At 70.9% G+C, this 11,264-nt stretch carries 10 protein-coding genes; 6 read left to right on the forward strand and 4 right to left on the reverse strand.

Annotated elements, in window-relative coordinates:
- Window positions 1-237: 237 nt before the first annotated feature.
- Together J0695_RS33980 and J0695_RS33985 are read left to right on the forward strand one after the other, a co-directional pair.
- Window positions 238-645: a RidA family protein gene (locus J0695_RS33980; protein WP_206968619.1), complete on the forward strand. Its 408-nt coding sequence runs from the start codon at window positions 238-240 to the stop codon at window positions 643-645.
- 25 nt (window positions 646-670) lie between these two features.
- A complete protein-coding gene (locus J0695_RS33985; RefSeq protein ID WP_206968620.1) occupies window positions 671-1,312 on the forward strand; it encodes a TetR/AcrR family transcriptional regulator in 642 nt (213 codons plus the stop codon).
- Here J0695_RS33985 and J0695_RS33990 read toward each other — a convergent pair.
- Window positions 1,281-3,215, reverse strand: coding sequence for a HelD family protein (locus J0695_RS33990; RefSeq protein ID WP_206968621.1), 1,935 nt, complete (start codon window positions 3,213-3,215; stop codon window positions 1,281-1,283). The two genes, J0695_RS33985 and J0695_RS33990, sit on opposite strands and share 32 nt — an antisense overlap.
- A gap of 55 nt (window positions 3,216-3,270) precedes the next feature.
- The gene (locus tag J0695_RS33995; protein WP_372445866.1) at window positions 3,271-4,509 is read right to left on the reverse strand and encodes an MFS transporter; all 1,239 of its coding nucleotides are present in this window, start codon (window positions 4,507-4,509) and stop codon (window positions 3,271-3,273) included.
- A gap of 97 nt (window positions 4,510-4,606) precedes the next feature.
- On the opposite strand from J0695_RS33995, the gene J0695_RS34000 reads away from it, so the two are divergent.
- Window positions 4,607-4,945: an ArsR/SmtB family transcription factor gene (locus J0695_RS34000; protein ID WP_206968622.1), complete on the forward strand. Its 339-nt coding sequence runs from the start codon at window positions 4,607-4,609 to the stop codon at window positions 4,943-4,945.
- Here J0695_RS34000 and aroA read toward each other — a convergent pair.
- Together aroA and J0695_RS34010 are read right to left on the reverse strand one after the other, a co-directional pair.
- Window positions 4,935-6,161, reverse strand: coding sequence for a 3-phosphoshikimate 1-carboxyvinyltransferase (gene aroA, locus J0695_RS34005; RefSeq protein WP_206968623.1), 1,227 nt, complete (start codon window positions 6,159-6,161; stop codon window positions 4,935-4,937). The genes J0695_RS34000 and aroA overlap by 11 nt on opposite strands.
- 174 nt (window positions 6,162-6,335) lie before the next feature.
- The gene (locus J0695_RS34010) at window positions 6,336-8,285 is read right to left on the reverse strand and encodes an acyl-CoA dehydrogenase family protein (protein WP_206968624.1); all 1,950 of its coding nucleotides are present in this window, start codon (window positions 8,283-8,285) and stop codon (window positions 6,336-6,338) included.
- Window positions 8,286-8,500: 215 nt separating this feature from the next.
- Between J0695_RS34010 and J0695_RS34015 the strand changes: the two genes are divergently transcribed.
- The 3 genes from J0695_RS34015 to J0695_RS34025 are packed head-to-tail and all read left to right on the forward strand — an operon-like array spanning window position 8,501 to window position 11,204.
- On the forward strand, window positions 8,501-9,154 hold the full coding sequence (locus tag J0695_RS34015) for a hypothetical protein (RefSeq protein ID WP_206968625.1): 654 nt from the start codon (window positions 8,501-8,503) through the stop codon (window positions 9,152-9,154).
- 35 nt (window positions 9,155-9,189) lie between these two features.
- The gene (locus tag J0695_RS34020) at window positions 9,190-9,864 is read left to right on the forward strand and encodes a response regulator transcription factor (RefSeq protein WP_206968626.1); all 675 of its coding nucleotides are present in this window, start codon (window positions 9,190-9,192) and stop codon (window positions 9,862-9,864) included.
- Entirely contained in the window at window positions 9,861-11,204 is a 1,344-nt protein-coding gene (locus J0695_RS34025; RefSeq protein ID WP_206968627.1) for a sensor histidine kinase, read from the forward strand. Before J0695_RS34020 ends, J0695_RS34025 begins: the two co-directional genes overlap by 4 nt.
- The last annotated feature ends 60 nt before the right edge of the window (window positions 11,205-11,264 follow it).

Consider the following 11,264-nt stretch of genomic DNA (forward strand, 5'->3'; position numbering starts at 1 on the left):
TTGGTGAGGGGCTTGGGGGCGTGGGCGGTTCGGGACGCGGACGGTCTGGCGTCCTGCCTGTCCTTGCCGTCGCTGTCGCTGCCGCATGCCGCCGCGCCCGCGCAGACGACTGCCACGAGTGCGGTCGCCGCAGCGCGCCGTGCCCGGTACTGGTTCATGATGTGGTCCCCGCCCCTGGAATCTGATCAACTGTCGCCGATCAAGGCCCGATTGTAGGGACGGAAACGAGGAGTTCCCATGAAGCACTATCTGCGCCCCGAGGGGTCGCCGCCGGTCAACGGCTACAGCCACGCCGTCGCGTTCAGCGGGACCTCGGTCGCCGTCTCCGGCCAGGTGCCGGTGGACGCGGAGGGCAGGATCGTGGGCGAGGGCGATCCCGAGGGGCAGCTGCGGCAGGTGTTCGTGAATCTGCGGACAGCGCTGGCCGCGGCCGGTGCGGGGATGGCGGACATCGCCAAACTGACCGTCTTCCTGACGGACTTGGCGGATCTGGGGGCGTTCCGGAAGGTGCGGGACGAGTTCATCGACGTCGAACGGCCGCCCGCGTGCTCGCTGGTGCAGGTGGTGGGTCTGGTCCACCCGGCGTTCCGGGTGGAGATCGAGGCGCTGGCCGTGCTGCCGGTCGAGTCCGTGCAACCCGGTTAAAAATGTTCCTGTATATCGTGGACGCATGAGCGAATCCGCCGGTCTGCGCGCGCGCAAGAAGGACCGCACCCGCCAGGTCCTCTCCGACACCGCCATCGAGATGTTCCTCGCCGACGGCTTCGACCGGGTCGGGGTGGCCGACATCGCGGCCGCCGCCGAGGTCTCCAAGCCGACGCTCTTCCGCTACTTCGCCTCCAAGGAGGACCTCGTCCTCCACCGGTTCGCCGATCACCAGGGCGAAGCGGCCGGCGTCGTACGGGCCCGTGCGGCCGGGCTGTCGCCTCTCCAGGCGCTGCACCGGCACTTCCGCGCGGGGCTCGATGCGCGCGACCCGGTCACCGGCCTCTGCGACCATCCACAGGTGCTGGCCTTCCACCGGCTGGTGTTCGACACCCCGAGCCTGGCCGCCCGGGTCACCGCGTACGCCGCGGCGGAGACGGAGTCGCTGGCCGAGTCGCTGGCCGAGTCCCCCGGCACGCCGTCGGACCCGCTGGCCCACTCGCTGGTGGCCGCGCAGTTCATTGTCGTACGGCAGGCGCTCGCCCGGAGGAACTGGGCCGAGCTGGCGGGCGGCCGCAGCGCCCAGGACGTGCACCGAGAGGCCGTGGCCGCCGCCGAGCTGGCGTTCTCGCTGCTCAGCGACGGGGCATCCAGTCGCGGCTACTGAGGATGTCGAGCCGGGACACCGCCCGGGTCAGGGCGACATAGAGGCGGTTGAGGCCGCGGGTCTCCGCCTCGATGATGTCGGCCGGTTCGGCGACGATCACGTGGTCGTATTCCAGGCCCTTGACCATCGACACCGGCATGACGGTCAACCGCTCGCCCCCGACGGGCAGTTCCGCGTCCCGCAGCGCCGCCGTGACGCTCTCCGTCAGAGAGTCCGGGACCAGCACGCCGATCGATCCCTCGTGGCCGAGGGCTTCCCGAGCCGCCTCCACCACCGCCTTGTCCAGGTCGGTGACATCGACGGTGTTCAGTCGGCCGTCGGTACGGAAGGAGAGGGTCGCGGGCACGTCCACGTCCAGCCGGGCGAGGAGCCGGTTGGCCAGCTCCACCACCGCGGCCGGTACCCGGAACCCCGTGGTCAGGGCGATCACCTGCGCCTGCGGCTTGCCCAGGAGCTCCAGCTGCCCGGTCCAGGAGCGAGCCGACCAGGGTGCGGTGCCCTGTGCCAGATCGCCGAGCACGGTGATCGAGCCGTGCTCGCTGCGGCGGGCGACGGCACGGCACTGCATCGGGGACAGGTCCTGCGCCTCGTCGATGATCACGTGTCCGAAGCCGCCCGGCCGCTCGATCAGCCCTGCCAGTTCGTCGAGGAGGACGGCGTCGGCCGCCGTCCACTTCGCGCTCCTGAAGGATCTCGGCCGCTTCGCCCACCGGAGGGCGGCAAGATCCTTCGGCGGGTCGCAGAGCAGCTCGAACAGCACCTGTTCCGGTCCGACCGTCGGCCAGACCTCGTCCAGGAAGGGTGTCACCGCGCGCCCCGTCCGCTGCAGCCAGGCCGCGTTGACCGACAGGGCGCGTCCCTCCGCCTGGAGCTGCATCAGCGCCACGATCCGGGAGCGGACGCGTTCGCGGCCGACGCTGTACGGGACCGCCGCCCGCGCCGTGTCGTCGACGATCCGGCGCAGCTCATCCTCGTCCACCCGCCACACGAACGAGCTGTCCCGGACAGCAACCGGCTCTGCTGGTATACCGATCCGTCCGTAGAGCGCGGTGCGCAGCGCCTTCGCCATGCCGAGGCCGTGCTTGATGACGGAGACCTCTTCGGTGTCGGTGCCCAGGACGGGGCCGCGCGCCAGAAGCTCCTCCACGGTGGTCTGTTCGACGTCCACCTCGCCGAGTGCGGGGAGGACGGCCGCGATGTAGCCGAGGAAGGCCCGGTTCGGCCCGAGCACCAACACCCCCGCGCGCCGGAGCCGTTGGCGGTGGGAGTAGAGCAGAAAGGCCGCGCGGTGCAGCCCGACGGCGGTCTTTCCCGTGCCGGGTGCGCCCTGGACGCAGATCGACTCATCGAGCCCGGCGCGGACCAGATCGTCCTGCTCCGGCTGGATGGTGGCGACGATGTCACGCATCGGGCCGACCCTGGGCCGCTCGATCTCGGCCGCCAGGAGTCTGCTGCTCGTCTCCGCCCCGCTCGCCAGCCGCTCGTCCTCGAACCCGGTCAGCTCCGTGCCCGGACCCGACCAGCCGAAGCGGCGCCGGACCGCGACTCCCTGCGGATCGCGCCCGCTCGCCTGGTAGAAGACCCGTGACACCGGCGCCCGCCAGTCGATCACCACGGGCAGCGCACCGGTCTCGCCGGAGATGTGACGCCGGCCGATATGGAGGCTGCGGCCCTGGTGCTCCCCCGAGCCGAAGTCCAGCCGGCCGAAGAACGGCGGCCCGTCGGGCTCCTCCCCCATCTCCTTGGCGAGGCTCTTGAGATACCGCCCGAGCCGTTCGGCACCGAAGCGGTCGGCGGAGACGGTCTCGCCCGCGATGACGTTCTCGCGGGCGCCTTCCAGCATGCGGCGCAGGCCTGCTCTGCAGCGGTCGACGTAGGCGCGCTCCTGGTCGAGATCCTCCATGCCCTGCCTCCCGTCGCATTAACTTTAACCGAGTCATTAATGTAACTCGGTTAGATTAGTTCGTGCGACCAGCCGACGCAACCCCCCGCAGGACGGTGAGCGCGCCCAGTGCGGCCAAGGAGGCAAGGAGTACGGCGAAGACCGTCGCGCCCGTGGACAGTCCCACCGCGTCGCTGAAGTAGCCCGCCGCGACCGGGAGTGCGCCGGCCGGGAGATAACCGCCCATGTTCATCGCGGAGTTGGCCTCGGCGAGGCGGTGGGCCGGGATCTCGGCGCTCAGCAGGGTCAGCCCTCCCAGCTGACCCGCACCCTGCCCCGCGCCGGCCAGGACCGCCGCGGTGACGAGCAGGGCGGGCGAATCGGTGCGTACGGCCGCCATCAGGGCCAGCATGGCCAGGGCCGTGCTCGTCGCGCCGGTGAGAAGGATGGCGTGGATCCGCAGACTGCGGACCGCGAACTGGACGGCTGTCGCGGCGAGGAACATCGCAAAGGCCATCACTCCGGCCACCATCCGGCTCTCCGTACCGAGAAGGGAGGAGAGCAGGGAGGGACCGAGCGAAAGGACGAAGGACGTCGCGGTGATCCCGGGCGCGAACACGGCGATGCCCAGGGCGAGTTGGCGGCGGTTCGGGTGCGGGACCGAGGGGATGCGGATCCAGGACGCGGGAGCGGACGTGCGGACAGGGCGGCGCACCGGCATCCGCAGAACGACCGCGAGCGCCGAGAGCAGCAGTACCGCCTCCACCGCGAAGACCGTGGCCGTCGGGCCGGGGGCGAGTTCGGAGAGTACGCCCGCGAGCAGCGGACCCAGTCCCGCGCCCAGCACCATCGCGCAGGAGGCGAGCAGCGCCGCCAGGCGTTTGCGGTCGGGGCCCGCCACGTCCGTCACCGCCGCCATGCCCGCCGAGACCGCGGCCCCCACGGCGATCCCGGTGAGCAGCCGGGCCACGACCAGAGCCGCGACCGAGGTGGCGGTGGCGAAGATTCCGCAGGCCAGGAGGGCGAGTACGAGGGCGGGAAGGAGGACCGGTTTGCGGCCGATCCGGTCGGAGAGCACGCCGGAGACAAGGAGCGAGGCGATCAGGCCCGCGATGTAACAGGCGAAGACGACCGTCAGCGTGCCCCTGGAGAAGCCGATCTCGCGTTGCCAGAGACCGTAGAGCGGAGTCGCCGCGTTGGACAGGACGAACACCGCGGTCACCGGCCAGGCCGCCAGCCAGATCCACCGGCGTGGGGCCGGGGACGGGCTGGGGGCGGGCCTGACCTGGTTGCGGGCACGCCGGACAGACGTCACGGGGGTCTCCCTCACCGAGCTTCAGTACGAGTTTTCTCGAACTTAGCATGCAGTACGATTCAAGTCGTACTGATGAGATCGATGAGGGAGACCCCCCGTGACGTCCGCCGCCCTCCCGGAACCACTGCCCGAACCCGCCGTCGCAGAGCTGCGCCTGGAGACCGTCCTCGGCGCGCTCAGCGATCCGCTCCGGCTCGGCATCATCCGTAAACTCCTGCGGGAATCACCGGAGTCGGACCGCACCTGCGGATGGTTCGGGATCGACCGGCCCAAGTCCACGCTGACCCATCACTTCAAGGCCCTGCGCGAGGCGGGCGTGACACGACAGCGGCAGTACGGTCTTGAGCGGCGCAGCCAGGTGCGGGTCGACGACCTCAATGCCCGCTTCCCCGGGCTGCTCGACCTGGTCGCCGCATGGACCCCGCCTACGCCGTAAACGCCGCGAAGGCCTCGTGGAAGCCGGGGAAGGTCTTACGGACGCAGCCCGGGTCGTCGAAGGTGATCCCCGGCGTGCGCAGGCCCGTCACCGCGAAGGACATCACGATGCGGTGGTCCCCGTGCGTGGTGATCTCGGCCGGGCGGGGTGTTCCCGGGCGGATCTCGATCCAGTCGGGGCCCGTGGCGACCTCGATGCCGAGCGCGCGGAGGTTCTCGGCGCAGGCCTCCAGGCGGTCGCACTCCTTGACGCGGGTGTTGCCGACGTCCTCGATCCGTACGGGGGACGTGGCGTACGGGGCGATCGCCGCCAGCGTCGGCATGGTGTCGGAGATGTCGCGCATGTTGACGGTGAGGCCCCTGAGGCGGGCCGGGCCGGTGACGGTGGTCGCGTCGGCCGTCGTACGCACGTCCGCGCCCATACGGGACAGCACCTCGACGAAGCCCAGGTCGCCCTGGAGTGCGCCCGTGCCCAAGCCCGGGACGGTGATCTCGCGGCCGGGCGTCAGGGCCGCCGTCGCGAAGAAGTAGCCGGCCGTCGAGGCGTCGGGCTCGATGGCGTAGGTGGTGGCGCGGTAGCCGGTGGGCGGGACCGTGAAGACGTTCCCCTCGCGGGTGGGCCGCGCGCCGAAGCTGCGCATCATCGCGAGCGTGATCTCGATGTACGGGGCCGAGACCAGGTCGGTGACCGTGATGCGCAGGCCCTCGGCGGTGAGCGGGCCGAGCAGCAGGAGCGCGGTCAGGTACTGGGACGACTGGCCCGCGTCCAGGGTGAGTCCGCCGCCCTTGATGCCGTGCGCGGCGATCCGGAGCGGGTGGTGCCCGTCGGCCTCCTCGTGCGTCAGGTCGACCCCGAGGTCCTGGAGGGCGCGGGTGAGCGGGGCGAGCGGTCTGCGGCGCATCTGGGCGGAGGCGTCGAAGCGGTAGGAGCCGTGGCCGGCCGCGGCGAGGGTGGGGAGGAAGCGGGCCGTCGTCGCGCCGTCGCGGCAGTAGACGTCGGCCTCGGTGGCCGCCGGGCCCGCGGGGCGGCCCTGGATGCGCCAGGCGCCGGGGGTCCGCTCGACGTCGTAACCGAGGCTGACCAGCCCCTCGGCGAAGCCCTCCGTGTCGTCGGAGACGAGGGGGAGGAGCAGCGTGGTGGTGCCCTCGGCCGCCGCGGCGAGGAAGAGGGCGCGGGCGGTCACGGACTTGGAGCCGGGGATCTCGATCACGGTCATGGGGGGAGATTTTGCCCGGTTCGCGGTGGTGGAGGCAGGGCGTTTCACGCGTTGGACGGGGCGGACCGACGGCGGTCGGGCCTGCCCTTCAGGGCTCGGTGTCTGCGAGCTGTGCGGTGTACGCGGCGAGGCGCCGCCGCGGAGTGCGCGACGGCGCCTGAACCGGTCCGTGCCTCAGCGGATCGGGCGGTGGACGTTGTCCTTCTTGGCGGGACCCGGGGTCGCGTCCGCGATCCAGGGGCCTTCGCCCGAGGGGTCGACGATGCCCTGTTCCAGCCAGGTGTACGTGCCCGACATGACTCCGGTGACCACCTTGCGGTCGAGGTCGTCGGTGTTCGTCCAGAGGCGGGCGAAGAGTTCGTCGGTGCGGATGCGGGACTGGCGACAGAACGCGTCCGCCAGTTGGTACGCCTCGCGGCCGTACTCCTCTGTGGTGCGCAGGAGTTCGGCACGTACGCAGGCCGCGCTCATCGCGAAGAGCTCCGCGCCGATGTCGACGATGCGGCCGAGGAAGCCCTGTTTGGTCTCCATGCGGCCCTGCCAGCGGGACATCGCGTAGAACGTCGAGCGGGCGAGCTTGCGTGCCGAGCGCTCCACGTAGCGCAGGTGGGGCGAGAGGTCCGGGTGGTCCGGTGGGTTGAATTCGGCGTACGAACGCGGGAGTTGGCCCGGGCCCGCCACCAGCTTCGGAAGCCAGCGGGCATAGAAGACGCCTGCCTGGGCGCCCGCCTTCGCCTTCTCGGAGAGGTTCTTCTCGGGGTCGATCAGGTCGCCCGCGACCTTGAGGTGGGCGTCGACCGCCTCGCGGGCGATCAGGAGGTGCATGATCTCCGTCGAGCCCTCGAAGATGCGGTTGATGCGCATGTCGCGCAGGACCTGTTCGGCGGGGACTGCACGCTCACCGCGTGCGGCCAGGGAGTCGGCGGTCTCGAAGCCGCGGCCGCCGCGGATCTGGACCAGTTCGTCGGCCATCAGCCAGCCCATCTCCGAGCCGTAGAGCTTGGCCAGGGCCGCTTCGATGCGGATGTCGTTGCGGTCCTCGTCCGCCATCTGCGAGGACAGGTCGAGGACTGCTTCGAGCGCGAAGGTGGTCGCCGCGATGAAGGCGATCTTGGAGCCGACGGCCTCGTGGTGGGCGACGGGCTTGCCCCACTGCTCCCGTACCGAAGACCACTCGCGCGCGATCTTCAGACACCACTTGCCCGCGCCCACGCACATCGCGGGGAGCGAGAGACGCCCCGTGTTGAGGGTGGTGAGGGCGATCTTGAGGCCCGCACCCTCGGGGCCGATGCGGTTGGCCACGGGGACACGGACCTGGTGGAAGCGGGTGACGCCGTTCTCCAGACCGCGCAGCCCCATGAAGACGTTGCGGTTCTCGACGGTGACGCCCGGGGAGTCCGCCTCGACGACGAAGGCGGTGATGCCGCCCTTGGACGTCTCGGTCCTGGGCACGCGGGCCATGACGACCAGCAGGTCGGCGATCACGCCGTTGGTCGTCCAGAGCTTCACTCCGTCGACGATGTACGAGTCGCCGTCGAGGACCGCCGTCGTCGCCAGGCGTGCCGGGTCCGAACCGACGTCCGGTTCGGTGAGGAGGAAGGCGGAGATGGCCGTGCTCGCCAGGCGCGGCAGGAAGGCATCCTTCTGGGCCTGGGTGCCGAAGAGCTTGAGGGGCTGCGGTACGCCGATCGACTGGTGGGCGGAGAGGAGCGCGCCGATGGCCGGGTTGGCCGAACCGGCGAGCGCGAGCGCCTTGTTGTAGTACACCTGCGTCAGTCCGAGACCGCCGTACTTGGTGTCGATCTTCATACCGAGCGCGCCGAGCTCCTTGAGCCCGTTGATCGTCTCGTCGGGGATGCGCGCCTCGCGCTCGATCAGCGCGCTGTCGACTTTCGTCTCGCAGAAGACGCGCAGTCTGGCGAGGAACTCCTCGCCGCGCTGCGCGTCGTCGGAGGCCGGCAGCGGATGAGGATGGATGAGGTCGAGGCGGAAGCGGCCGAGGAAGAGCTCCTTGGCGAAGCTGGGTTTGCGCCAGTCCTGTTCGCGCGCGGCCTCGGCCACCTGGCGGGCTTCGCGCTCGGTGACCTTGGGCGCGTTCTGTGCCTTGTCCTGTGGTGCGGTCATGAGGGGTACTCCTCGCCGCGGGTGACGGGTGGGCGCACCTACCCGTTACCGAGCGGTGCTACCCGTCCGTACTACCCGATTCCTGGCGGAACGGCCAGCCCTCGCGCGTTCTATGGAATCTCTAAGGTCGCGGCACGGTTCCTGTGAAGCGGGTTCGGTCTGCTGGTTCCTGTACGGACCGGCACGGGCCGGTCCCCGTGCGAGAGGTGACGCACATGCGACACAGGAATCAACTGCTCGCCGTGGCAACGGCGTTGACCATGCTGACGGCGGTCTCGGGGGCGGCGGTGGCATCGACCGCCGACAGCGGCCACAAGGGCCCGGGCGCGACCTCCGGCGAACGGGCGAAGGACGGGAGCGGGTCGAAGACCGGCCCCGTCGCCAAGCGCTACGGAATCAGTCCTGACCGTCTCGAGCGGGCGCTGCGCATCATCAAGCCGCTCGTCGGGCAGGCGCAGGGGCGTACGGACGGCCCGGCCGTGGTCGGGACGTTCGCCAGGGAGCTCGGACTGACCACCGCGCAGGCCAGGCAGCTGCTGGCGGAGATCTTCGCATCGGACGGCGGACCGCGGAAACCCGGTCCCGGCGACAAGGGCAAGGAGAAGCGGGGCTTCGAGGCGGAGTTCCGTACGGTCGTCGGCGCCAAGGCGCTCGCCGGTGAGCTCGGGGTACCCGTGGCACGCGCCCAGCACGCGGTCGACAAGCTGGCCGTGCTCGCCGCCGCCGGACACGGCAGCATCGACCCGGGCGGCTCCGCGTTCACGGCCATCGCCAAGGAGATCGGCGTCGCACCGCAGCAACTGAGCCACGCCCTGGCCCACTTGAAGGCGGCCGCGGCACGCTCTGCGGACAAGCGTGCCGCGCGCTGATTCCGTACCCGCGACGGCTGCGGCATCCTGACGCGATGCGCGTACTGGTGGTCGACGACGATGACGCGGTGCGCCGTTCGCTGGCGCACGCCCTGACCCGGGACGGGTACGAGGTGACGGTCGCGGCCGACGGGGGCTCCGCCCTGGAGTCCCTGTCCGGCATGCGGCAGGACGCGGTCGTCCTCGACATCCTGATGCCGGAGCCCAACGGCCTGGAGGTCTGCCGCACCCTGCGCGCCCGCGGCGACCGCACGCCGATCCTGATGCTGACAGCCCGCGACCTGGTCGTCGACCGGGTCGCGGGCCTGGACGCGGGGGCGGACGACTATCTGGCGAAGCCGTTCGCCCTGGAGGAGTTGCGGGCCAGGCTGCGGGCGCTGCTGCGCCGCAGCGGCGCCGACCGGGAGGTGCTGAGCTATGCCGACGTCGAACTGGACACCGCCGCCTGCCGGGCCCGCCGCGGCGCACGGGACCTGGAGCTGACGCGGACCGAGTACGCCCTGCTGGAGCTGTTCCTGCGCAATCCGCGCCGCGTCCTCAGCCGTACACTCATCCTCGACTCGGTGTGGGGCTACGACTTCGGCCAGTCCTCCAACGCCCTCTGGGTGTACGTCAGTTATCTGCGCGCCAAGCTGGAGGCGGACGGCGAGCCCCGGATCGTACAGACCGTGCGCGGCCTGGGCTACGTCCTGCGGGAGGAGCCGCGATGAGCCTGCGCAACCGGGTGGCGCTGGCCGGCGGGGCGGTCGTACTGGCGGCGCTCGTCCTCGCGTCGCTGATCCTCTACCCCTCGCTGAGCGCCAAGCTCAATGAGCAGCACGACGCGACTCTGGTGAAGGCGGCCCAGCAGGCCCCCGAACTGGTGAAATCGTTCAAGCAGAAGTCGACCGGAGCAGAGGCCAAGATCCCCCTGGACCTGATCGACGTCGGCTCGACGAAGGTGCAGTTCATCCGGACTCCGATGGCCAAGGGCCCCAGCCCCGCCTTCATCGACTTCACGTCCCGCGACGTGGATGTGTCCACGGGTGCGGAATCGCCGTACTTCCAGGACGCCGACTTCAAGGGCGTCCACTACCGCGTCTACACCTCGCACCTGGACATGAAGGGCTTCAACCTCGTGCGGACCGCCGTCCCCACCTCGGTCGTCGGCACCACCCTCGACCGGCTCGAGGTACTCCTGATCTCCATCACGGCCGGCGGCAGCCTGCTGGCCGCGCTCGGGGCGCGGCTCGCCGCGGGACGACTGCTGCGGCCGGTGCGCCAACTCACCGAGACTGTCGAGCATGTGACGGAGACTCAGGACCTCACCGCCCGGCTATCCGCGGACGGCAAGGACGAGATCGCGCGCCTGACCCGCTCCTTCGCCGCGATGATGGCCGCCCTGGACGAATCGGTGGGCGCCCAGCGCAGACTGGTCGCCGACGCCTCGCACGAGCTGCGCACCCCGCTCACCAGCCTCACCACCAACCTCGAACTCCTCGACGAGGGGCCCGGCATCGCGGACCCCCAGGCCCCGCTCCTGGTCCGCGAGGCGCGCGGCCAGGCCGCCGAACTCACCCTGCTCGTCAACGACTTGATCGATCTGGCCCGGTACGGAAACGTCCGGACCCACACCGAGGACACCCGCGTCGATCTGCTCGCCCGGCGCGTGCTCGACCGCGCCGCCGCGCGCTCCCCGGAGCTGGACTTCATCGCCGACCTGGCGCCGTGCCTCGTACATGCCGATCCGGACGCGGTGGAGCGTGCGATCGGCAACCTCGTCGACAACGCGGTCAAGTGGAGCCCGGAGGGCGGCCGGATCACCGTGGCCACGACGCCGGAGGGCACCGTGTCGGTCACCGATCGCGGCCCCGGAATCCCGGCCGCGGATCTGCCGTACGTCTTCGACCGCTTCTACCGCTCCCCCAAGGCGCGCTCGCTGCCCGGCTCGGGTCTCGGCCTGGCGATCGTCCGGCAGATCGCGGAGACGCACGGCGGCAGCGTGGCCGCCGAGACCCGGGAACCGGGAGGCGGCGCACGGCTGCGGCTCTCACTGCCGCCGGTCGGCTGACGTCACGACACGTCACAACGGCCGGAGCCCCCGCACAGTGGGCTCCGGCCGTTGTGACGT

Origin of the sequence: Streptomyces beijiangensis (assembly GCF_017315755.1) — a bacterium.
Classification (GTDB): domain Bacteria; phylum Actinomycetota; class Actinomycetes; order Streptomycetales; family Streptomycetaceae; genus Streptomyces; species Streptomyces beijiangensis.

Bases quoted from the DNA above. Each gene is read 5' to 3' on its own strand.
- J0695_RS33980 (WP_206968619.1), top strand. From the start codon at position 238: ATGAAGCACTATCTGCGCCCCGAGGGGTCGCCGCCGGTCAACGGCTAC.
- J0695_RS33985 (WP_206968620.1), top strand. From the start codon at position 671: ATGAGCGAATCCGCCGGTCTGCGCGCGCGCAAGAAGGACCGCACCCGC.
- J0695_RS33990 (WP_206968621.1), bottom strand. From the start codon at position 3,215: ATGGAGGATCTCGACCAGGAGCGCGCCTACGTCGACCGCTGCAGAGCA.
- aroA (WP_206968623.1), bottom strand. From the start codon at position 6,161: ATGACCGTGATCGAGATCCCCGGCTCCAAGTCCGTGACCGCCCGCGCC.
- J0695_RS34010 (WP_206968624.1), bottom strand. From the start codon at position 8,285: ATGACCGCACCACAGGACAAGGCACAGAACGCGCCCAAGGTCACCGAG.
- J0695_RS34015 (WP_206968625.1), top strand. From the start codon at position 8,501: ATGCGACACAGGAATCAACTGCTCGCCGTGGCAACGGCGTTGACCATG.
- J0695_RS34020 (WP_206968626.1), top strand. From the start codon at position 9,190: ATGCGCGTACTGGTGGTCGACGACGATGACGCGGTGCGCCGTTCGCTG.
- J0695_RS34025 (WP_206968627.1), top strand. From the start codon at position 9,861: ATGAGCCTGCGCAACCGGGTGGCGCTGGCCGGCGGGGCGGTCGTACTG.